General features: G+C 42.0%; 15 protein-coding genes and 1 tRNA gene. 12 read left to right on the plus strand and 4 right to left on the minus strand.

Features of this window, described 5'->3' with window-relative positions:
• Positions 1–3: 3 nt before the first annotated feature.
• From NEE14_RS13125 to NEE14_RS13155, 7 genes are all read left to right on the plus strand, one after another.
• Positions 4–567, plus strand: coding sequence for an RNA polymerase sigma factor (locus NEE14_RS13125; protein ID WP_251966977.1), 564 nt, complete (start codon positions 4–6; stop codon positions 565–567).
• Entirely contained in the window at positions 564–944 is a 381-nt protein-coding gene (locus NEE14_RS13130; protein ID WP_251966976.1) for a hypothetical protein, read from the plus strand. Before NEE14_RS13125 ends, NEE14_RS13130 begins: the two co-directional genes overlap by 4 nt.
• A gap of 127 nt (positions 945–1071) precedes the next feature.
• Positions 1072–1836, plus strand: a complete 765-nt coding sequence (locus NEE14_RS13135; RefSeq protein WP_251966975.1) for a ParA family protein — start codon at positions 1072–1074, stop codon at positions 1834–1836.
• Between the two features lie 25 nt (positions 1837–1861).
• On the plus strand, positions 1862–2746 hold the full coding sequence (locus NEE14_RS13140) for a ParB/RepB/Spo0J family partition protein (protein WP_251966974.1): 885 nt from the start codon (positions 1862–1864) through the stop codon (positions 2744–2746).
• Positions 2743–3447 carry a DUF5683 domain-containing protein gene (locus tag NEE14_RS13145; RefSeq protein WP_251966973.1) on the plus strand — a complete coding sequence of 235 codons (705 nt, stop codon included), beginning with the start codon at positions 2743–2745 and terminating at the stop codon, positions 3445–3447. Before NEE14_RS13140 ends, NEE14_RS13145 begins: the two co-directional genes overlap by 4 nt.
• A 7-nt stretch (positions 3448–3454) precedes the next feature.
• Positions 3455–4996: a lytic transglycosylase domain-containing protein gene (locus NEE14_RS13150; RefSeq protein WP_251966972.1), complete on the plus strand. Its 1542-nt coding sequence runs from the start codon at positions 3455–3457 to the stop codon at positions 4994–4996.
• A gap of 94 nt (positions 4997–5090) precedes the next feature.
• Positions 5091–7394: a RelA/SpoT family protein gene (locus tag NEE14_RS13155; protein ID WP_251967030.1), complete on the plus strand. Its 2304-nt coding sequence runs from the start codon at positions 5091–5093 to the stop codon at positions 7392–7394.
• 105 nt (positions 7395–7499) lie between these two features.
• Here NEE14_RS13155 and NEE14_RS13160 read toward each other — a convergent pair whose 3' ends face one another.
• The 3 genes from NEE14_RS13160 to NEE14_RS13170 all read right to left on the minus strand — a co-directional run bounded on the left by NEE14_RS13160 (position 7500) and on the right by NEE14_RS13170 (position 9358).
• Positions 7500–7889: a DUF3127 domain-containing protein gene (locus tag NEE14_RS13160; RefSeq protein ID WP_251966971.1), complete on the minus strand. Its 390-nt coding sequence runs from the start codon at positions 7887–7889 to the stop codon at positions 7500–7502.
• A 116-nt stretch (positions 7890–8005) separates the two neighbouring features.
• Complete coding sequence (locus tag NEE14_RS13165; RefSeq protein WP_251966970.1) at positions 8006–8362, minus strand: MerR family transcriptional regulator; 357 nt, start codon at positions 8360–8362, stop codon at positions 8006–8008.
• 12 nt (positions 8363–8374) lie between these two features.
• On the minus strand, positions 8375–9358 hold the full coding sequence (locus NEE14_RS13170) for a M23 family metallopeptidase (protein ID WP_251966969.1): 984 nt from the start codon (positions 9356–9358) through the stop codon (positions 8375–8377).
• A gap of 97 nt (positions 9359–9455) precedes the next feature.
• Here NEE14_RS13170 and alaS point away from each other — a divergent pair, with 97 nt between their 5' ends.
• From alaS to NEE14_RS13195, 5 genes are all read left to right on the plus strand, one after another.
• Positions 9456–12083, plus strand: a complete 2628-nt coding sequence (gene alaS / locus NEE14_RS13175; protein WP_251966968.1) for an alanine--tRNA ligase — start codon at positions 9456–9458, stop codon at positions 12081–12083.
• A gap of 372 nt (positions 12084–12455) precedes the next feature.
• On the plus strand, positions 12456–15650 hold the full coding sequence (locus NEE14_RS13180; RefSeq protein WP_251967029.1) for a TonB-dependent receptor: 3195 nt from the start codon (positions 12456–12458) through the stop codon (positions 15648–15650).
• Positions 15651–16974: 1324 nt separating this feature from the next.
• Positions 16975–20028, plus strand: a complete 3054-nt coding sequence (locus NEE14_RS13185) for a DUF6383 domain-containing protein (protein WP_251966967.1) — start codon at positions 16975–16977, stop codon at positions 20026–20028.
• Between the two features lie 282 nt (positions 20029–20310).
• Positions 20311–21372 carry a 3-dehydroquinate synthase gene (gene aroB, locus NEE14_RS13190; RefSeq protein WP_251966966.1) on the plus strand — a complete coding sequence of 354 codons (1062 nt, stop codon included), beginning with the start codon at positions 20311–20313 and terminating at the stop codon, positions 21370–21372.
• A 38-nt stretch (positions 21373–21410) separates the two neighbouring features.
• Positions 21411–21485, plus strand: a tRNA-Pro gene (locus tag NEE14_RS13195).
• A 53-nt stretch (positions 21486–21538) separates the two neighbouring features.
• On the opposite strand, the gene NEE14_RS13200 is transcribed toward NEE14_RS13195, so the two are convergent.
• Complete coding sequence (locus NEE14_RS13200) at positions 21539–23080, minus strand: helix-turn-helix domain-containing protein (protein ID WP_251966965.1); 1542 nt, start codon at positions 23078–23080, stop codon at positions 21539–21541.
• Positions 23081–23140: the final 60 nt, after the last annotated feature.

A 23140-nucleotide genomic window follows, 5' to 3' on the forward strand; every position in this document is an offset into this window, starting at 1 on the left:
TCAATGGATGAACGTGGGTGGATAGCCGCTATTTTGGCGGGCGACATGCAGAGTTTTTCATGTCTGGTAGCCAAATATGAGAAAATGGCCTATACCATAGCTGTCCGAATCGTCGAGAACCGGGAAGATGCCGAGGAAGTCGTGCAGGATGCATTCCTGAAAATGTATCAGGCGTTACCCGACTTTCGTTTTGACTGTAAGTTTTCTTCCTGGTTTTACAGGATCGTTTACCGGACGGCTTTGACGGCCTTGCGCGGTCAGTGTATCTTTTCAGATTATGAAGAAGTAGAAGCTGGTGACGTCACACTGGCCGAACAGGAAACTGCTACTTCATTGCTGGAAAGAGCCGATCGGAAAGAAATTATTTCGCAGGTACTGAAGACTCTGGAAAAAGATGAAGGATTATTATTAACTTTGTATTATCTGGATGAATGCTCGATTGAAGAGATCGTACAGATTACCGATTTGACAGAATCGAATGTAAAAACAAAGCTTTTCCGGGCCCGGAAGCATTTTTATACGGCTTTGGAAAAACGAATGAAAAATGAAATGAAGGATTTGTTATGAAGATGGAAAATAAAGAACTTGATCAGTTGACGAGGCGTCTGATGGCAGGAACGGCCGAAAGTCCGTCTTCGTCATTGAATATGCGTATAATGGCGTTGATCCGTCGGCAGAAGAAGCCGGATGTTGCCTTTGTACCGAATATGCCTTCTTTGGCAAATTACCTGGGTTGGTTTTTGGCCTATATTGCGCTTGCTGCGGGAGCCTTTTATTATGTGTATTCCAATAAGTTGGATATGAGTACAATTTGGGAGGAACTGACGCCCTATTTGTCTTTGATCCTGACAGCTTCATTGGTAATTCCCTTATACATTGCCGGCGTTTGGTGGGATAAGCGGCAGAATAAAAAAGCAGGACAGCAGGAAGAAGTTACCCAATAAACATATCCGGCAAGTTATCAACAGTTCAGGAAAGTTATCAACAATGCAACGATTGTTTCAGAATAAACGAATGTGATTCAATTTTAAATGTTTAGTTTTGTAGCCGGAATTTAATGGGTTACAATTTATGGGAAAGATTATTGCTTTGGCAAATCAGAAAGGCGGGGTTGGTAAAACAACAACGACGATCAATTTAGCCGCTTCATTGGCCGCCCTGGAAAAGAAAGTTTTGGTTGTTGATGCTGACCCGCAGGCGAATGCCTCTTCAGGTTTGGGAATAGACATCCGAAATGTGGAGGTTTCTATTTATGAGTGTCTGGTGAATGGTAATGATGCCTTGACCGCTGTCGTGCCAACCGAAGTGGAAGGCCTGGACATTATCCCGTCTCATATCGACTTGGTGGGAGCGGAGATAGAAATGTTGAATATGGATAATCGAGAACAGATACTGAAACGCATCCTGGTTCCCTTGAAAACAAAGTATGACTATATCCTGATTGACTGTTCACCTTCGTTGGGATTAATTACGGTTAATGCACTTACAGCGGCTGATTCAGTAATTATCCCCGTACAGTGTGAGTATTTTGCCTTGGAAGGGATTAGTAAACTGTTGAATACAATAAAAATTATCAAGTCAAAACTGAATCCGGCATTGGAGATCGAAGGCTTTTTGCTGACGATGTATGATTCACGTCTTCGCCTGGCCAATCAGATTTACGAAGAAGTGAAACGTCCGTTCCAGAACCTGGTATTTAATACCGTCATCCAGCGGAACGTGAAGTTGAGTGAGGCTTCCAGCTATGGAAAACCGGTGCTTTTATATGATGCCGATTCGAAAGGCTCACTGAATTATATGCAGTTGGCACAAGAATTAATAGATAAAAATAGTTGATATTGTCAGTTAAGAAAGAAGATATATGGTAATGAAAAGATCGGCTCTGGGCCGTGGTTTGGATGCATTGATTACGATGGACGACTTGAAGACAAGTGGTTCATCGTCTATTAGTGAGATTGAGTTGAGCAAGATTCAGCCCAATCCGGAACAGCCCCGTTCTGTATTCGAGCAGGAATCCCTGGAGGAATTGGCTGCGTCTATCCGTTCATTAGGCGTGATTCAACCGATTACGTTGAAGGAAATCGGGACAGATCAGTATATGATTATTTCGGGTGAACGCCGTTACCGGGCTTCTTTGATGGCTGGCCTGACATCCGTTCCGGCTTATATCCGTACGGCTGCTGATGACAATGTGGTGGAAATGGCCCTGATCGAGAATATCCAACGGGAAGATCTAAATGCCATTGAAATAGCCTTAGCGTATCAGAAGCTGATTGAAACATACGGATTGACACAGGAAAAGCTAAGCGAACGGATCGGAAAGAAAAGAGCTACCATTGCCAATTATCTGCGTTTGCTGAAACTGCCTGCCGAAATTCAGGTTGGGTTGAAAGACAAACGGATTGATATGGGGCACGCTCGCGCTTTGCTGCCGGTCGAAGATCCGGAAGTACAGCTGGCACTGTATGAGCAGATACTGGCGGAAGGCCTGTCTGTCCGTCAGGTAGAAGAAATGGTGCGTTCGGTGGCTGAAGGTGAAGCCTTGCCGCAGAAACCGACAGATGAGAAAAAGAAGAAAGAGGCTTTGCCCGAAGAATTTGACTTGTTGAAAGAACATTTGTCGCGGTTTTTCCAGACAAAAGTTCAGCTGGTTTGCAATAAGAAAGGGAAAGGAAAGATAACCATTCCTTTTGCCTCGGAAGAAGAGTTGGAAAAATTGATCAGCTTGTTGGATAATTTGAAATGATATACCGGATTCTACTTGTTTGTCTGGCACTGATAGGTTGTTCGTCGTGGGGTTTTGCCCAGGACCAGAAGTCGTTTGAGGTAAAAGCCGATTCCTCGCGGATTGAAATAGCTGCCGATTCGACGGTTCGGTCGGTCATGCTGGCTGCCGATTCATTGCCTAAGCCGGTCAAGATGAAGATGGAATTCAAACCCGATCCGAAAAAGGCTGTATTGATGGCCTTGGTTCCAGGTTTAGGTCAGATTTATAACCGGAAGTTCTGGAAGCTGCCGATCGTTTATGGCGGTTTGATGGGATGTATGTATGCCATTACCTGGAATAACCGGAATTATCAGGACTATTCGACAGCTTATAAAGACATCATGTTGGATGCGGAGGAACCGAACAGGCCGGTAGAAGAGTTTCATACCAGCTGGCAGGACTTCTTGGGTGTCGGTTATGATCCGAAAGAATGGGTGAGCAATACCAACTTCCAGACTCAGCTGAAGAACAGGAAGGACTATTACCGGCGTTATCGCGATTTAAGTATCATCATAACAGTGGGTGTCTATGCCTTGTCAATCATTGACGCTTATGTGGATGCCCAGTTATTTGATTTTGACATATCTCCAGATTTATCCATGCACTGGGAACCGACGGTTACTCCACAAACCACTTATAGCTCACGTTCGTATGGTGTAAACTGTAGTATCAAATTTTAGCAGGAGGATGAAGAAGTTCGTATTAGGGTTGATGATGTGTTTGGGATGCGGGATGCATCCGGCTTTTGGACAGGAGCAGGTAGAAGAAGAATTCCCGAGTTCGGCTTTACCGGCTGATTCCATTGTAGAAGAGATTGTCGGTATTATTCCGGAAAGTCTGGATTCGGATATCGACAGCTTGTTGCATTCGTGGCATGTACAATACTTCACGAAAAGAGATGATTTCTGCCATGATGATGAGGAAAATGTCTATTTCCCGGATTCAGTTTATGCGAGTCGTTTGGCCAGTTTGCCGCGTATTATTCCGATGCCATACAATAATGTGGTGCGCGACTGCATTGACCTTTATACCGAACGTCGTCGCGGCTTGGTTCGCTATATGTTAGGAATGGCCGATTATTATTTCCCGATCATCGAAGAAGTTCTGGATAAATACGGTCTGCCCATCGAATTGAAATATCTGGCTGTGGTAGAAAGTGCTTTGAATCCGGTCGCCTTGTCGCGAGTGGGTGCCTGTGGACTGTGGCAGTTCATGTTGCCGACGGGGAAGCAGTACGGATTGACCATCAATAGTCTGGTGGACGATCGTCGTGATCCGGTTAAAGCAACGGAAGCAGCCTGTGCTTATTTCAAGGATATGTATGCCATCTATAAAGACTGGAGCCTGGTGATGGCATCCTATAACTGCGGACCGGGAAATGTCAATAAGGCCATCAAGCGCTCAGGAGGAAAAACGAATTTCTGGGATATATTCCCTTATCTGCCGAAAGAAACCCGTTCGTATGTTCCTTTATTCATTGCAGCCAATTATGTCATGAACTATTATTGTGATCATAATCTCTGTCCGCTGGAAACGAACTTACCGATGGCAACGGATACGATTCATGTCAACCGGATGCTGCATCTCCAGCAAGTATCTGAAGTCTTGCATGTCGATTTGGAACAGCTGCGGGCACTGAATCCACAATATAAACGAGATATTGTTCCGGGAAATACCGGAGATGCCGTATTGAAACTGCCGGCAGGCGACACCTATGCCTTTGTGGATAAGGAAGATTCTATTTACCAGTACCGGATTGAGGAACTCCTTCCTTCGTATCTGGTTACTATCAATGGCGGATCGACTTCGGGTGCAGCTACCCGTGAGCAGATTACGCATATTGTCTTAAAGAATGAGAATATTTATACCATTGCCAACCGCTATGGAGTAACCCCACAGGAAATTAAGAAATGGAACCGACTGTCGTCGAACCGTCTGGCCCGGGGAAAACGCCTGAAGTTGTATGTTGATAATGGCGGTGTTTATTTGTCGGCCAAGAACGCACAGCAAAAGCAGCAGCCAGCTGCAGCCGCGTCGGTGACGGCTTCTTCTCAATCCGACAAGAAGGCAAAAGACGGATATATTGCCCATAAAGTACGTTCCGGCGAATCCTTATATTCGATTGCCTCCAAGTATCCGGGCGTTTCTGCCCAGACTTTAAAGCGGGCTAATAACCTCTCTGATACGAAGATTATACCGGGTCAGGTGTTGAAAATTCCTGTCGGATAATGCTGTTTTATTCTTTTTCTTGTCCAAATAGTATGATCTTAACAAATATTTCCTATATTTGTGTTTACACTTGATAAAGCTGGGAGGTTGTACCATGGAAGAAATAAAGGAAATACAGAATACAAACAAGCCTGAAACAGCAGCAGAGGCGTCAAAACTGTCACCCGATGAACAAATGATCCAGGATGGTTTTGAGGATTTGCTGAAAGACTATCTGAATTCGAATCATCGTCGTAAAGTGGAACGCATCACGAAGGCGTTCAATTTTGCGAAGCAGGCGCATGACGGTGTAAAACGACGTTCTGGGGAACCCTATATCATGCATCCGATAGCTGTCGCTAAAATCGTATGTAGTGAAATGGGATTGGGTTCAACTTCTATATGTGCAGCTTTGTTACATGATGTGGTAGAGGATACGGAATATACGGTAGAAGATATCCGTAACATGTTTGGTGACAAGATCGCCCAGATTGTAGACGGACTGACAAAAATCTCCGGTGGTATCTTTGGTGAACAGGCTTCTGCCCAGGCTGAAAACTTCCGTAAGTTGCTCTTGACTATGAGTGACGATATCCGGGTGATCTTGATTAAGATTGCCGACCGTCTGCATAACATGCGTACCCTGGGTTCCATGTTGCCTGCCAAGCAATTTAAGATTGCCGGAGAAACGCTTTATCTGTATGCTCCCTTAGCTCACCGTTTGGGTTTGTTCTCTATCAAGACAGAACTTGAAGATTTGAGCTTCAAGTATGAACATCCGCAGGAATATGAGGCTATCCGTCAGAAGCTGGAGGCGACAGCTTCGGCCCGCGAGCTTTTATTCAAACATTTCGCTGAACCGGTTGACGCCAAACTGCAGGCGATGGGACTGAATTATGAGATGAAGGCCCGGGTAAAATCCATCTATTCGATCTGGAACAAGATGCAGGCGAAGAAGGTGGCCTTTGAAGATATTTACGATATATATGCTGTCCGTATTATATTCGATCCGCTGCCAGGTGTTGATGAGAAGAATCAATGCTGGGATATTTATTCGGCAATTACAGATATTTATCGAATCCGGCCTGACCGGATTCGTGATTGGGTAAGTCGTCCGAAAGCGAATGGATATCAGGCCCTGCATCTGACGGTGATGGGACCGGACGGACAGTGGGTGGAAATACAGATCCGAAGCCGGCGTATGGACGATATTGCCGAAAAAGGTTTTGCTGCCCATTGGAAGTACAAGGAAAACCATGTGGAAGAAGATACGGAGCTCGACAAATGGCTTCAGACAATTACTGAGATTCTGGAGAGCCCGGATCCCAATGCTCTGGATTTCTTGGATACGATCAAATTGAATCTGTTCTCATCTGAGATCTTTGTCTTTACTCCAAAAGGAGAACTGAAAACTCTGCCGCAGGGTGCTACGGCACTTGATTTTGCCTATGCGCTTCACTCGGATGTAGGTAATAAATGTATTGGAGCCAAAGTGAACCATAAACTCGTTCCGTTAAGCCATAAGTTGAGCAGTGGAGATCAGGTAGAAGTGCTGACATCTCGTTCGCAGACTCCTCAGCCGGAATGGTTGAATTTTGTCACAACAGCACGGGCACGGACGAAGATAACGGCCTACATCCGTAAGATACGGAAAGAAGCTGTAAAGAACGGAGAAACGAAGGTCCTTGTAGCCTGTCAGAAGTCAAATGTGGAGCCGTCTTCTCAGAATCTAGATAAGTTAGCCATGTATTATGGCTTCAGTAAGCGGGATGACTTGTATTATTCCGTTGAAAAAGGCGATGTGGTTTTGCCTGAGAATATCCGTAAGGTCTTTAAGAAGGATGACAAGAGCGGACTCTTCAAATATGTAAAGCAAGCATTGCGCCGGGCTACCCAATATTCGAAGTCTTCGAGTGAGGAAAATCAGCCGGAAACAGATAAAAAGGAGAAACCTGTATATGATAAGAAGAAGCCGTATATCCTGAAAGAAGAGGCTTTTGAGCGGAATTATGTGATTGCTGATTGTTGTAAGCCGATTCCAGGAGACGAATGTCTGGGATTTATCAATGACGATGGAAATGTAGTTGTGCATAAGCGCTCGTGTCCGATTGCTATGCGACTGAAGAGCAGCTTTGGTGAGCGTATCCTGAATACGGTATGGAGCAGTCATCAGCTTTCTTCTTTCGAAGCAACACTGGAGGTTAAAGGTATTGACTCGTTAGGTGTATTGAATGAGATCACTAAAATCATCTCGGAAGAGTTTAATGTCTATATTATCCGGCTTCTGATAGAAGCGAAAGACGGGGTATTTGAAGGACGTATCAAACTGAAGGTTCATGATGTGGAAGATATCCAGAAGCTGTGTGTCCGTCTTTCGAAGATCGATAATATCAAGTCGGTTTCCCGTATCGCGGATTAATGAGAAAATAGGAAGATATAAATAAAACAGGCACGAGTGGATAGAAGTTCGTGCCTGTTTTTATGTTGTTAATAATTATAATTCTCCGTTGTCCATTATCAATTATTAGAACGGCAGGTCGTCAACCGGATTAGAAGGGCCAAAGTCGGGAGCTGCCATCGGAGCGCCTGATGGTACAATGTTATCCGGTGTAATGTCGGCAGAAGCAGGATTGGCAGTTGCTGCTGCGGGGCGTTCAACTTTCCAGGCATTGATATTGGTATACCATTTACCCATATATTCACGACTTTCAATGTCGAATGAAACCGTCAGTTCTTCTCCTGGCTGGATGGCTGCTTGCGCAATTCTGTCGGCGCCAAATAACTGAAAGCAGACCTTTTTCGGATACTGGTCGTGTGTCTCCAGTACATATTCCTGCTTTTTCCATTCATTTCCGTTTTTACTGACGCCACCTTGTTCAGGCAGGACTGCTATAATCTTTCCTGTAATTTCCATATTGTATGTTATTAGTTATTTTATGTTTCTTAATAGGTAAGCGAAGGTACGGCTTTTCTTCCGGAATACATTACAAAAGCCCAATAATTTGTGCTTTACTTGATTCCTTATGTCCCTTATTCTTCTGGATCAATACGGTCAAAGGCTTCCTTAATGGATAATAACTCTGCCCGGATCAGTTTGAGTTTGTTGACTACTTCTACCTGACGGATGACTTTCTCTTTGTTGTCGCGCAATTTCTTCTTGGCACCGGCCAGTGTCATGCCCTGTTCTTTCAGCAGATAATAAACTACGCGCACGGCTTCGATGTCTTCTTCCTTATAGAATCGGGTTCCCTTTTCATTCTTCCGGGGATTGATGATATCGAATTCCTTTTCCCAAAAGCGAAGTGCCGACTCGTTGATGTCGAACATTTGGGCTACTTCGCTGATGGAATAATATAATTTCTGCGGTTTGTCTTTCTTGATGGCCATACGATTTATCTCCTAATCCATTACCTGACCGTGGTTGTCTGCAATCTGTATCATCCGGTCATATTCTTCCGGAGTCAGGTCCATATAATAATATTTGGAAGGATTGTCGTAATGCCCACGTACAATCACTTCATAATGCAGATGCGGACCTGTTGATTTTCCGGTGTTTCCGACAGCTCCGATCACTTCTCCTCGTTTTACCTTCTGTCCGACACGGACCTTGAACTTGCTCATGTGCCCGTATAAGGTCTGGTATCCATAACCATGATCAATCATAACACAGTTGCCATAACCCTGTTTCCAGCCGGCCATGGTTACTTTCCCGTCACCTGTTGCATAGATGTCTGTCCCGATCTTGGCTGAGAAGTCCATGCCTGAGTGGAAACGGGGCGTGCGGTAAATCGGATCGATTCGCACACCGTAACCCGAAGCTGTTTGCCGTAAGTCTTTGTTGGAAATAGGTTGAATGGCGGGAATACATTTTGCCCGTTCTTCCTGGTTCTTGCCAATTTCAATCAGCTCTTCCAGTGAATTGGACTGAATATAAAGTTGCTTGCGGAGCATATCCATTTTCTTGGTTGTCGAGACAACCAGTTCTGCGTTGGTCAGTTCCATCAGTTGCTTATACCGGTTGGTGCCGCCGAAGCCGGATTTGCGGACCGATTCCGGAATGGATTCTGCCTGAAAAATGGCCCGGTACAGATTTTCGTCCCGCTGCTGGATGTCATCCAGGATTTCCATGGCGTTGTTCAGACGTAAATCCAGTACTTCATATTGGGTTTGCAACAGTTTGTTCTCTTTTCTCAATTGAGATTCCTGCGGAGAATCGATGACATGCATCATGACAAAGAAAGTCGCGATACCAAACGCAATACCTGTACTCAAATGTCGCAGAACAGAAAACAAACGATCTTTAGCCGAAGGGTAAACACGTTCATAATCCAACGTGTTGGGGTTATATAAATAATATGTTTTCCTGTTTTTAAATAGTTTCATTGAATATTTTGTTGCTTGGATAGCTGCAAAAATAATAATTTGCAGTACTTTTGCAAATTGTTTTTCAGAATATTAACGAGAACTATATAGATATATTATGTTGACAGCAAAAGAAATCCGTGAATCGTTTAAAGCGTTCTTCGCTTCTAAAGGACACCAAATTGTGCCGTCTGCGCCCATGGTAGTAAAGGGCGATCCTACATTGATGTTTACCAATGCGGGAATGAATCAGTGGAAAGATATTATCTTGGGAATCCGGGATCCGGAACCTCGCCGGCGAGCCGATTCTCAGAAGTGTCTTCGCGTGAGCGGTAAGCACAATGACTTGGAAGAAGTAGGGCATGACACGTATCACCATACGATGTTCGAAATGCTTGGTAACTGGAGTTTTGGCGATTACTTCAAGGAAGGCGCCATTGATATGGCTTGGGAATACCTGGTTGATGTATTGCATCTGGATCCGGCGGATCTGTATGTAACGGTATTCGAGGGTTCCAAGGAAGAAAACCTCGAACGTGATGACGAAGCGGCTTCTTACTGGGCTAAACACGTTCCGGCCGATCATATTATCAATGGTAACAAACATGATAATTTCTGGGAAATGGGTGATACAGGTCCTTGTGGTCCTTGTTCTGAAATCCATTTGGATTCGCGTACTCCGGAAGAAAAGGCGAAAGTTCCCGGACGTGAACTGGTCAATAAAGATAATCCACAGGTAATTGAGATCTGGAATCTGGTCTTTATGCAGTTTAACCGCAAAGCTGACGGCTCGTTGGAAAAACTGTCGATGAATGTGATTGATACAGGTATGGGCTTTGAACGTCTGGTTCGTGCCCTGCAGGGTAAACATTCCAATTATGATACAGATATTTTCCAGCCGACCATTCAGGCTATCTCTAAGATGTCCGGATTGGAATACGGAAAAGATGAGAATGTGGATGTTGCCATGCGTGTGATTGCCGATCACTTGCGTGCTGTGGCTTTCTCTATTGCCGATGGTCAGTTGCCTTCGAATGCTAAGGCTGGTTATGTAATCCGTCGTATTCTGCGCCGTGCTGTTCGTTATGGATATACATTCCTGAATCGCAAAGAAGCCTTCATGTATAAATTGCTTCCGGTGTTGATTGAGACCATGGGTGATGCTTATCCTGAACTGATCGCTCAGAAATCATTGATCGAAAAGGTTATCAAGGAAGAGGAAGAAGCTTTCTTGCGTACACTTGAGACTGGTATCCGTCTGCTGGATAAGAAAATGGAAGAGACCAAGGCTGCCGGTAAGACAACCATCAGTGGTGTGGACGCCTTTACCTTGTATGATACATACGGTTTCCCGTTGGATTTGACAGAACTGATCTTGCGTGAGCATGGCATGGATGCCGATATCGACGAATTCAATGTGGAAATGCAGAAACAGAAAGATCGTGCCCGTAATGCTGCAGCGGTAGAAACAGGCGACTGGATTACCTTGAAAGAGGGTGAAACTGAGTTTGTCGGTTATGATTTCTTTGAATATGATGCTGAAATCCTCCGTTACCGCCAGGTAAAACAGAAGAATAAAGTTTTATATCAGCTTGTCTTGGATAAAACTCCGTTCTATGCTGAAATGGGTGGTCAGGTAGGTGATACCGGATGGCTGATTAACGGTGATGAAAAAATAGCGGTTATCGATACGAAGCGGGAGAACAACCTGCCGATTCATATTGTAGAGAAGTTACCACAGGATGTAACGGCTGTTTTCACTGCCAAGATTGATAAGAAGAAGCGTATTCAGTGTGAATGCAACCACTCGGCTACTCACTTGCTGCACGAAGCTTTGCGGGAAGTCTTGGGTACACATGTTGAACAGAAAGGTTCGTATGTATCACCCGAAGCCTTGCGTTTCGACTTCTCTCACTATCAGAAGGTAACAGATGAAGAAATCCGTAAGGTAGAACGTCTGGTTGGAGAAAAGATCCGTGTCAACTATCCGTTGGAAGAACATCGGAACATGCCGATCGATGAGGCAAAGAAATTGGGTGCGATGGCCTTGTTTGGTGAGAAATACGGTGATAAAGTGCGTGTCGTTAAATATGGAACTTCTATCGAATTGTGTGGTGGTACGCATATTCCGGCAACTGGTATGATTGGTTCTTTGCGTATTGTCGGAGAAAGCTCTGTTGCAGCAGGTGTTCGTCGTATTGAAGCAGTTACTGCCGAAGCAGCTGAAGAATATACATTTGTATTGCAGGATTCTATCCGTGAGTTGCGCGCCATGTTCAATAATGTACCGAATTTGGCTTTGACGATCCGTAAGGCTATCGAAGAAAATGCAGAGCTGAAGAAGCAGGTAAATGATTACGTCAAGGAAAAAGTACAGCGCATGAAGAAGGATCTGGTTGCTAACGCGCAGGAAAAGAACGGCGTCAAAGTAATCGTCTTCAAGGGAGATGCTAATGTAGACGTAATTAAAGACTTGGCATTCCAGATTAAAGGGGAAGCTCCGATGGACGGAAAAGTATTCTTTGTCGGCGGAATCAAAGATGGAGCCAAGTGTGCATTAATGGTTGCTTTGAGTGATGGTCTGGTAAAAGACGGCCTGAACGCAAGTAAGCTGGTAAAAGATGCAGCGAAACATATCAAGGGCGGTGGCGGCGGACAGCCTCACTTTGCAACTGCCGGTGGTAAAAATCCGGATGGATTAGATGCTGCCGTTGACATGATTTTGGAAGAAGCTGGATTGAAATAATAGAATCTGTATATACAATCCTATGTCGGATTTGTATTAATATGTTAAAGTTTCATTTTCGAAGTAGAAATATCTTTGAAAATGAAACTTTATTCTTTTTGTTCTCTCTCAGTGAATATAGGTTTACTTATGATTTGTAAGTGAAACGGTTTTGTCATACGTTTTATACAAAAATGCAATTGTGTATCTGTGTTATTATTTTTATTTTTGCATAAATATTAAGACAAATCTATTCTGAAGGGCGTTTTTTATAGCAAGTGAAAGGTGTTTTCTATAGTGGAAAGTGAAAGCTCCTTTTAGGGCTACTGAAAAACCTTTCATCAATAAAGGTTATCTGTTAAATATTATTATATGAATTATTCTACTAAATTAATGCTTACAGCATTGGCCGCAACAACCGTTATTTGTGCTGATGCTCAGGTGACAACTTCAGCTATCAATGGCGTGGTTCTGGATGAAAATAAGGAACCGGTAATTGGAGCAACAGTTACTGCTGTACATGAACCTTCGGGTACTCTTTACGGCACTGTTACAAACATGGATGGTCGTTACACCATTCAGGGTATGCGTACTGGTGGACCGTATAAAGTAGAAATCTCGTATGTAGGTTATAAGAAATCTACATTTACCGGGCTTCAGTTGGAGCTGGGTAATACGTTGGATTTGAATGCCAATTTACAGGTCAGCTCTGAAGAATTGGATGAAGTCGTAATTACGGCAGATGCCTTGGCTAAAACGGGTGCTGCCCAGAACTTCTCAACAAGCAAGATTGTAAATACTCCTACGGTCGATCGTAATGTTTACGATGTGATCAAGAATATGCCGATGGCAATGACTTCCAAGAATGGTGGTATTACCTTTGCCGGCTCAAATAACCGTTATAACAGTTTCCAGATTGATGGTACAGTAAGTAACGACGTATTCGGTTTGTCTGCTTCCGGTACAAATGGTGGTCAGACAGGTGCTAACCCGATTTCTATGGATGCTATTCAGGAAATTCAGGTAGTTGTTGCTCCGTTCGATGTTCGTCAGAGCGGATTTACCGGTGGTGGTATCAATGCGATTACGAAACAGGGAACAAACAAACTGCAGGCTACGGCTTATTCTTATTTCACAAATGAAAATATGTATGGTAAATACAGTGCGTTGCGTGATAATGAGAAGTATCCGATGTCTGAACAATATACACGTACATTTAGTGGTACATTAGGAGGCGCGATTATCAAGGATAAATTATTCTACTTCGTAAGTGCTGAGGCTAAGAAAGAGGCTTATCCTTCGAGCGTTTATCCGGGATATACCGATAATTACATGACTCCGGAAGTGGCTCAGCAGATTGCCGACAAGTATCAGCAATATACGGGTTTCAAGGAAAGTTATTCGGCTCGTGATGTAGAAAACAAATCGTTCGGCTTGTTGGCCCGTATCGACTGGAACATCAATAAGGATCATAAACTGGCTGTCCGTTATCAGCATAATAACTCATTTGATGATAATTATAGCTCAGGTACTACTTCTTATAAGTTCAACAACAGTGGTTATCGGATGAACAACAAGACCAACTCTATCGTGGCTGAATTGAACTCTCGCTTCTCGGATCAGATCTCTAATGAGTTCCGTGCTTCTGCTACGTACGTGCGCGACCATCGTGACGTGGCTTATCAGGGACCGACGGTGCAGATCAGCAATGTTCCGGGTGCTGACCAGACGACAATGATTCAGGCTAATATCGGTACTGAATATTCTTCGGGTGCCAACTACCTGAACCAGGATATTTATACATTCGAAGATAACGTGTCTTGGTATAAAGGAAATCATACATTTACATTTGGTACACATAATGAAATCTACCGGATGCAGAACCTGTTCATCCAGGCTGCCAATGGCTCTTGGTATTTCAACTCATTGAACGACTTCCTGAATGATACACCGTATCAGTTCTCTTATAAATATACTGATCCGGATTTGACGGGTGGCGATTTGAAGTATGCGCCGATTATGAAAGCCGGTCAGTTTGGTTTCTATGCTCAGGATAAATGGGATATTACACGCGACTTCAATTTGACCTACGGTATCCGTTTTGATATTCCGTTGACATTCAATGATCCGACAACGAATCCGAACTTCAATAAATATGCAGAAGAAAACGGGCTGAATGCACGTGTAGGCGAAATGCCGGGTGCAAAGGTAATGGTTTCTCCGCGTGTCGGTTTCCGTTGGTATGCGGATGAAGATCGTAAGACCTTGCTTCGTGGTGGTGTCGGTTTGTTCACAGGCCGTGTTCCGTTTGTCTGGTTGTGCAATGCCTACAACAATACGGGTATGGAACTGAAGGGAACTACTATTAATCAGGTAGAAGATGCGGATGGTAATATTACTCAGTATGCTCCGTCATTAGGTCAGTATGCTGACAATCCATTAGGAGCTTTACAGTCTATGAGCGGTTCGGCTGCTAAACCGGATATCGTAACGGTTGATAAGGATTTCAAGTATCCGCAGGTGTTCCGTGCTAACCTGGCTTTGGAACAGATGTTGCCGGGCGACGTGAAGTTTACGTTGGAAGGTATTTACTCAAAGACAATGAACAATGTGTTCTTCGAGAACTTGGCTTTGTCTAATAATGGTGAAAAGGTATATGCTATTCCGGGTGTTGAGGCTTCGGCTGCTCCTTTCTATTCAAATGCGAAGAGCGACTATTATAGCATCATCAATCTGAAGAATACCAATAAGGGTTATACGTATGCTGTTTCTGGTTTGTTGGAAAAACACTTCAACTTCGGTCTGGACTTGTCGGCATCTTATACATTCGGACATGCGAAGGCTGTTAACGACGGTACTTCTTCTGTGGCTTATTCTAACTGGAAATACAATTACTCACGCGATACTAATTCGGAAGACGAATTAGGTTTCTCTAAGTTCGATATTCCTCATCGCTTGATGATCCAGCTTTCTTATACAACTCCGAGATATTTGAACGGATGGATGGCTACAACCGTAGCATTGATCTATAACGCATTCTCTGGTAGCCGCTACAGCTTGACGATGAACGAATCAAGCGACTTCAACGGTGATGGTTACCGCGGTAACAGCTTGTTATATATCCCTACTGAATCAGAATTACAGCAGATGAACTTTGTAGATTATGTCAGCAAAGGAAAGGTAATCATGACAGCCGAAGAAAGCCGTCAGGCATTTGGCGAATGGATTGCCAACGACAGCTATGCCAAGAATCATCGTGGCCAGTATGCTGAACGTAACTCGAACTTGTCAGACTGGGAACATCAGGTTGACTTGCACCTGGCTCAGGACATCTTCTACTTGAAAGAACGTGGAAGCAAGATCCAGGTAACATTCGATGTTGTGAACTTCACGAATATGTTGAATAAGAAATGGGGTGCAAGCTACAGCTCAGCTTACAACGTATCACCGCTGTCAGTACAGTCTATTTCAACAGCAGCCGATGGTACACGTACTCCGGCTTATACATACAACAGCAACAATGAGGTGGCAAAAGATGATATCGCTTCTCGTTGGCATGCTCAGGTAGGTGTAAGATTGACATTCTGATAAAGAGTCCGCTCAATAAGAAACGGCTGGTTTCCCCCATGAAGGAAGTCAGCCGTTATTTTTTTATCCTTCACAAACGTCCATAAAGTTCAAGTGATTGTCCGTTCTTTCTGGCTTGACCCAGAAAGAACCAAAGAGTTCAAGATTGTATTCGTTCTTTTCTCTTGAAAGAAAAGAACCAAAAGTTCAAGGCTGCGTCTGCTGAGCTACTCCGTCACTTCGTTACGCTGTGCGCGCCGCAAACTCGCTTCGCTCAAACAGCGACGCTCCGGCCGCTCCACTTCGTTCCTTCGCTTAACGCTCACCAGAACGAGGCCCCAAAAATTGAAAATTGATAATTGAGAACTTCTTAAATTGAAAATTAATGATGAGGATGACTGTAGAGGCGTAGCGCTGCTGCGCCTCAAAACGGCATTGTGAAATCGAATGGCAATCAATGCAAGAACGAATAATATTATTATTTTTTTCGGCCATTTGTCCATTCTCAATTGTACATTGTTTCGGCCTAACGGAGGAGGCGTAAAGCGGTCGACCAAGCGAAGCGTTAAAAAATCTCGGCTGTTTGAGCCGAAGGCGAGTTTTCCGAGATTTTAGCGTAGCGACCGAGACCGTAGCCTCCGTAGTGTGAGCCTTGATTTTTTGGTTCTTTTGCATCAAGGCAAAAGAACGAATACTATCTTGATATCTTTGCTTCTTTCTGGGTCAAGCCAGAAAGAACGATAAGAACCTTCACAAGAACTAGCAGAATATGAGATAAATAACTAGTGTGTGAAGGGTATAAAAGAAAATTAGATATAGGTATAATCAATTCCAACGAAGATCAAAAACGAATCTGACGAAGATCGATTTTAAAACTCGTTACTTTTAATAAAATATACGCCGGCTTTTCAGCAATATACGCCGGGAATTCATGAAAAGACGCCGGCTTTTGAATCATTCATAGGCATGAATGAAAACAGACTTCCCTATTCCTTATTATATATAGCAAATCTCTTTTTGGTTGAATGGAAAATAAATGGGATTTGAAATAATGGAGTAGTAATAAAACGGTGGTTTCTTCCCGACTTTACCGTATTGCAAAGGTAAATCCTTTTTTGATACTAGCAAATAAACGTACTAATTTTTTTCCAAATATATACTCTTTCTTATCAACCACATAACAATTATGGTACAAACAACCCGTTTTGGGCAACAAAGCCTTTTCTTTCCTTAATTCTGCCGCCCTGATGTTGGTTTTAAACCACCGTTTTATACCGACTTGATAAAGACGAATATTACACAAGAGGATATAATTACTTATTATTAATACTAAATTAATTTAATTATGAACAAAAAGTTTTCTACTTTGATGGCTGGTTTACTGCTTAGTGGTGGTTTGTTCAACAGCGTTCTTGCTGAAAAATTACCTTATGGTGAAGTGGCCAAATCTATTGAGTCGGGAAAGTATTATTTCTTTGTGAATAAAACAAACGATTCTTATGCTTATGGTTTCAAGGAAAATGCTACTAACGACAAATTTATTGATCAGCAGTATGCACAAATTGATGGTGATGTAACAGATTACAAAGAATTTGTTTGGAAAGTTGAGGTCGCTCCTATTGAAGTGTCAAGTGGGGTTACAACTGCATATGGCTATAAGTTGACAAATTTAGCTACTGGGAAACAGCTATTTTTTGATGCTAATGGTACTGTAGATACAGATTATTCAGATGCTAATCCAACTAATGTTTTAAATCAGGTAGTTTGGTTTGGAAATGCAGCTATTGAATATAGAGCAAAAGAAGATAAGGATGGTTCTGCGTATGCAGGTCCATTATATAAGAATGACGCAACATCAGGAAAAAGTGCATTAGTGATAACACAGACTGGTTTGTCACGGGCTGGTACAACAACTGTATATCCTTGGTTTTTCTACTCTGTTAATTCTTCAAATATTGATGCAACAGAATTGAATGATCTATACAACTCAACTGGATTTAATTTTGTATTAAATCAGGACAAGTGGAAAGATGTAGATAATATCTTTGCAAAAGAAGGTGATCGCATTATGGCTGTTCAAGTTGTAGATGGTAATGTGAAATCTAGTGATGGTAAATACAGTTTCCCTGTAGGTACTTATTTTGTAGTAAATAATAAACTAGGAGCTGTTCCTCCAGCTACAAAAGGTGGGGAAATTTATGATTTCTTAATGAATTCTACATTAATTGCAGCTTCTCCTTCTGTAAATGATATCAATGATGCTGATTGGCGTAAAGCTGGTCAAGGCTTCCAGTTGATTAAGAAGGCAGGTCGTGATTTAGTAAAAGTTGGTACAAATAAAGATCTTCAAGGAGAAGATGTATCAGTAAACAATGCATGTTTTAAAGTTACAAAAGATTTAAATGGTGACTATGCTCTTCAACTTGCAACCTTCTATTATAACGAAAAAACTGGTGCTGAAAAACAAATTTCTGCAGCAGTTGCAATCAAAGTAACTGCTAAAGACGGTGATGATCATGGAGATTTGTATTTAACAACTGATGCAAAAGCAGAAAATTTCATTTTTGACTTTAAGGAAGTAAATACAGTTTCTTATACAAAATTCTTGAATCAGAATGCTAAAGCAGTTTACAATATTCAGTTTGTAAATGATGATTTAGCTGGTAAATATCTGTTCACTCCGGCTTATGCACCAGATACCGCGTATGCTAAGGGTGCGAAGTTTGTTGATCCGACTGCTCCAGAAGCTCAATATATCATTACTGATGTAGATTTGGATGATAACAACATCACTTTCGAAAACCGTGCTAATAAGGCTTATAGCTTTACTGCTAAATTCTACCAGGAAGCAGATGGAGTTTATTCAATGGCTATTAAGAATGGAGCAAGTCAGAAAACATTTACTGACTTGAATGTTGATAAAGATGGTAATATTGTTGTTGCATCAACTGAGGATTTACATACGCAGTGGGTTAAACTAACTCCTGTTACAGTTGATATGTTTGCTGGTGCATGGGATGTTGATAACTTGACAGAGGTTACTATGTCATTTGCTCGTGATGATAAATCAACTTCTAACCGTTTGTTTGTTATGGTTAAAGATAATCAGAAGGGTATTACTGTAAGTGATAATCAATCGGATGCAATCCAGTTCCAGCTTGTTAAGAATAAGGAAGTGAACTACATCACAAATGAATATGCTTATCTTTCTGCCGATAATAAAGTGAAGAAATATGCTGATGGCGATACGATCGCTTATTACACATATAAATTCCAAGCTTACAGAGACGGTGAAGCAGTTGAGAAATATTTGGCATGGAATAGTACAGGCAGTAAATATGGCTTAGTAGATGATGTCAACACTGCAAATAATTTCATCATTAAAGATAACGCAGCAGACGGTTCTGTGACAATTCTTTATGGTACTTCAACTGTTGGTGATTATGATTATACTAAGAATATTGTAGTTGATGAATGGAATGTAGCTTCAAATAGTATTGAAAATTTTGATGGTCATAATATCATTGAAGCTTCTTTGGCTGAAATCTCAAACGCTAAGGATGTTAAGACATTCTTGAAAGTAGAATCTCCTGAAGTATCATTAGATCCGAAGACTACTTATGCTACATTGACAACTGAATTAGACAACTATGTGGCTATCAAGAACGATCGTGACGCAATCATTACTGGTAAAGAGACAACATTACGTTTGTTTGCAACAGATACAGACCGTCAGATTCCTTCATTCTTGATCTCTACTGGTTGGAATGGTGAAACAGGTGAACGTCAGTTCTTGTTCAACTCTGTTGACTCTGTAGATTACAATGTTGCAACAGGTGAATTCAATAAAGAATATGCTTTGAACGGTGATTATGATCTGAATAAAGCAATCTTCCGTGTAGGTAAATTGAATGCTGATCATGATACAATTGTTACAACAATTAAGGGTAAGGAAACAGCTGTAGCAACTGTTGCTGATCAAAATAAGAATGTACAGGCTGGTTTGAATCGTTATAAATTCCAGATTGTAGAAGATTTGGATAATGAAGGTTACTACTTAGTACGTCAGGGTGGTTACTACTTGTTCAATATCAATGAATACTTGGTATTTGCGAATAGCGATCAGTATAACCGTACAAATGCATTGCGCGTAAAAGTAACTAACGTAGAAGCTCCGACAGCCAACGAAACAATCGCTGCTGGTAACGTAGTAGTAGCTGGTACAAACGGTGCAGTAGTAGTTAAGGGTGCTGAAGGCAAGAACGTAATCGTAAGCACAATCTTAGGTAAGGTAGTTGCTAACGAAGTATTGACTTCAGACAACGCTCAGATCACAGCTCCTGCAGGTGTAGTAGTTGTATCAGTTGACGGCGAAAGCTTCAAAGTGGTTGTTAAATAATTAAGTTATGACTAACAACATATCAGGAGTCTCAGACTCCTGATATTTACACGAATATATTACAATTTGCACGCACATGAATCTTTTTTAAGATACTTGTAACGAGTAACCCGCGAGGGCGAAAGCGTGTTTTTACATTATTAAATTAATATGATAATAGTGTAATAAAAAGTTCTATGACCTTCCAAATCCGAGAGGACAAGGAAGGTTTTTTGTTTTTATTCCTCTCCGAAATCGAAGAATTTCTTCTAATTTTGTTTCCGAAAATAAAATCAATGGATTATGGCTGAACAGAAAGTAGTGATTTGTCAGGATCTGAAAGCCGAGCTACAGGCTTTTCTGGCAGGTCTGGATTATGATAAGTTGTTTGTATTGACCGATACGCATACGGTGGAGCAGTGCTATCCTTTGGTAAAAGATATTCCTTTGCTGCAGGATGTTCCGGTTATAACGGTTGAAGCCGGAGATACACATAAGAATTTAGAATCATTGTCGTCTATCTGGATGCGGCTGTCGAATGAAGGCGCGACTCGTCATTCGGTATTGTTGAATTTGGGTGGAGGCATGGTTACGGATATGGGCGGTTTCGCCGGTGCTACTTTCAAGCGGGGCATTCGGACGATCAATGTACCGACAACATTGATGGCTTCTGTCGATGCCGCGGTTGGCGGTAAAACCGGTATTAACTTCAACGGATTGAAGAATGAGATCGGTTCGTTCTATCCGCCTTTATGTGTCTTTATCGACTGTGAATTTCTCCGCACGTTAGATCGTGCCAATATTCTTTCCGGTTATGCCGAGATGATCAAGCATGCACTGATCAGTTCGATGGACGTCTATTTGCCCGTCATGCTGTATGACATTGATACGATGAATTATTCCTATCTGAATCAGCTGGTGGCACAGTCGGTTGCCGTCAAAGAAGATATTGTGGCAAAGGATCCGAAAGAGAAAGGTATCCGAAAAGCCTTGAATTTCGGTCATACGATTGGTCATGCGTACGAAAGTCTGTCTTTCCAGCAAAACAAACCGTTGTTGCACGGACATGCAGTAGCAGCCGGTTTAGTCAGCGAATTATATTTATCACATAAAGTATGTGATTTCCCGAAAGAGAAACTGAGTCAGGTCATCTGCTACCTGAAAACGTATTATCCGGCCTTTTTCTTCACTTGCAAAGACTACGACCGCCTGTATGAATTGATGACACATGACAAGAAGAACGAAGGCGGCATCATCAACTTTACTTTGTTAGGACAAATAGGAGATGTGCGTATCAACCAGCACGTTGGAAAAGATCTGATCTTGGAGGCAATGGATTTTTATCGGGAAAGTTTTGGAATTTAGAATAAAATCTCTACCTTTGCACCCGTCAAAAGAAAAGACGGGATGTAGCTCAGCCCGGTTAGAGTACGCGTCTGGGGGGCGTGTGGTCGCTGGTTCGAATCCAGTCATCCCGACTGAAAGCATAAAGGAGTTAAGTTGCTGGCTTAACTCCTTTGTTATTAATAGGCTATCTGTTTAGTAAAGATTTTCCTTTCTCCGTGGTATAATATTTCTGCAACCGGCTGTTAGGTTTGTCAGGAACAGTCATTGCTAGTAATCCTTCTGCAATCAAAGGGTTTATATATTTATTCCTAAATTTAGTCCGATTACTAAAGTGTAGCAAAGTAATAATTTCTATTAGTGACTTTTCAGATATACAAGCTTCAAGAATTGTTTGTATTTCTCTCTGACTTAGTGTCAACTTTGTGCCGACTTGGTCCTGACTTGGTCCCGACTTGGTCCCGACTTGGTCCCGACTTGTTGGTATATCTTCTGTAAATTCAAACTCTTTAGGATCACGATAGGTAATGGAAAAGATAAACTCTTCTCCACTATGAATTTCTATCTCAGCGTTTTCAAAGTATAACGGAGCATATTTCCGAATATTTTTCTGTCCAGAACCCAGCTCTTCAGCCCATTTCATTTCACGGAATACCTTCGTAATTAGCGGATTCTTTGTACGGGTACGCCAGTCATTTATATTTATATCCCCTGTTTGGAAAGGTTTTGTCCAATTCTCCGTTATTACCCGGTCACGGAATATGAGAAATTTATTAGTATATGAACTGATATACTCACGGTGCAAAAGTGTATTCGATATTACTTCTCTGAATATCATTACCCGCAAATCCAAACGGTCTATACCATTATCCGCTAAACGGAATTTATCTGGCATATTGCGCTGCACAAAATTAAGCAAACGGATATATGACTGAATCAGATTGACGCATATCATATCCCGATCATTGTAACGAATATCAGGGTCAGTCGGAAGTGGATGTAAGAAACGTTCGTAAGACATGCTACGGTAAATGGCATCTGTACGATGCCACGGACAACAATTCAGAATAGTCTGTTCTTTACCAAATAAAAGAATGGCTGCTAATTTATATCCTTCTTTGTTTGTTTCCCGTTGTTTACCCCAAAACAGACTTTTTAGGAATTCTTCATTAGTCATGCTCAGCCACGGATGATTAGAGTTATAGATGGAAATGTGGCTGCGCATAATCTTGAGCGATTCTTCGTCCATATCATTTATAGTTACATCGGGAAATACTTCGTTCTCTGAAGATTCCTTTTCTTTTCGCATGAATATATTCTTAACTAAATAAGTCTGCTTTGACACATCATTGTCAGCATCACCCCAACGGTCGTAAAAACGGTTCTTATACCTATGTACTTGTTCGCTCTCAGGCACATTTATATATATGATCAACTTTCCGTCTATCTCAATTACTTCCGGATTGATTGGCATTGGTGGCAAAAACTGTTCTGGATTATTTAATGTATTAATAATACTTTTGGTCATATCAATGGCGCATTTGGGATTTATTCCAATAATTGCACCATCATCATTCACACCTAAGAAAATATATCCACCTTCTGCATTTAAAAATGAACAGATCGTTTCATATACGGAAGCTGAAACTTGATCCGTACATTTCTTAAATTCGACTTGTTTATTCTCTCCAAGAGAAAGCATTTCCCTGATTTTATCTATTGATAGCATTTTAGATTTTCTGTATGATTGTATATTTCGCTAATTTAATCAAATAATTAATTCACACGT

Origin of the sequence: Parabacteroides sp. AD58 (assembly GCF_023744375.2) — a bacterium.
Taxonomy (GTDB): domain Bacteria; phylum Bacteroidota; class Bacteroidia; order Bacteroidales; family Tannerellaceae; genus Parabacteroides; species Parabacteroides absconsus.

What these genes read in the sequence shown, in the direction of transcription:
- NEE14_RS13200 (WP_251966965.1), bottom strand. Translation starts at nt 23,080, where the DNA reads ATGCTATCAATAGATAAAATCAGGGAAATGCTTTCTCTTGGAGAGAAT.
- aroB (WP_251966966.1), top strand. Translation starts at nt 20,311, where the DNA reads ATGGCTGAACAGAAAGTAGTGATTTGTCAGGATCTGAAAGCCGAGCTA.
- NEE14_RS13185 (WP_251966967.1), top strand. Translation starts at nt 16,975, where the DNA reads ATGAACAAAAAGTTTTCTACTTTGATGGCTGGTTTACTGCTTAGTGGT.
- NEE14_RS13130 (WP_251966976.1), top strand. Translation starts at nt 564, where the DNA reads ATGAAGATGGAAAATAAAGAACTTGATCAGTTGACGAGGCGTCTGATG.
- NEE14_RS13140 (WP_251966974.1), top strand. Translation starts at nt 1,862, where the DNA reads ATGGTAATGAAAAGATCGGCTCTGGGCCGTGGTTTGGATGCATTGATT.
- alaS (WP_251966968.1), top strand. Translation starts at nt 9,456, where the DNA reads ATGTTGACAGCAAAAGAAATCCGTGAATCGTTTAAAGCGTTCTTCGCT.
- NEE14_RS13160 (WP_251966971.1), bottom strand. Translation starts at nt 7,889, where the DNA reads ATGGAAATTACAGGAAAGATTATAGCAGTCCTGCCTGAACAAGGTGGC.
- NEE14_RS13180 (WP_251967029.1), top strand. Translation starts at nt 12,456, where the DNA reads ATGCTTACAGCATTGGCCGCAACAACCGTTATTTGTGCTGATGCTCAG.
- NEE14_RS13170 (WP_251966969.1), bottom strand. Translation starts at nt 9,358, where the DNA reads ATGAAACTATTTAAAAACAGGAAAACATATTATTTATATAACCCCAAC.
- NEE14_RS13155 (WP_251967030.1), top strand. Translation starts at nt 5,091, where the DNA reads ATGGAAGAAATAAAGGAAATACAGAATACAAACAAGCCTGAAACAGCA.
- NEE14_RS13125 (WP_251966977.1), top strand. Translation starts at nt 4, where the DNA reads ATGGATGAACGTGGGTGGATAGCCGCTATTTTGGCGGGCGACATGCAG.
- NEE14_RS13145 (WP_251966973.1), top strand. Translation starts at nt 2,743, where the DNA reads ATGATATACCGGATTCTACTTGTTTGTCTGGCACTGATAGGTTGTTCG.
- NEE14_RS13135 (WP_251966975.1), top strand. Translation starts at nt 1,072, where the DNA reads ATGGGAAAGATTATTGCTTTGGCAAATCAGAAAGGCGGGGTTGGTAAA.
- NEE14_RS13165 (WP_251966970.1), bottom strand. Translation starts at nt 8,362, where the DNA reads ATGGCCATCAAGAAAGACAAACCGCAGAAATTATATTATTCCATCAGC.
- NEE14_RS13150 (WP_251966972.1), top strand. Translation starts at nt 3,455, where the DNA reads ATGAAGAAGTTCGTATTAGGGTTGATGATGTGTTTGGGATGCGGGATG.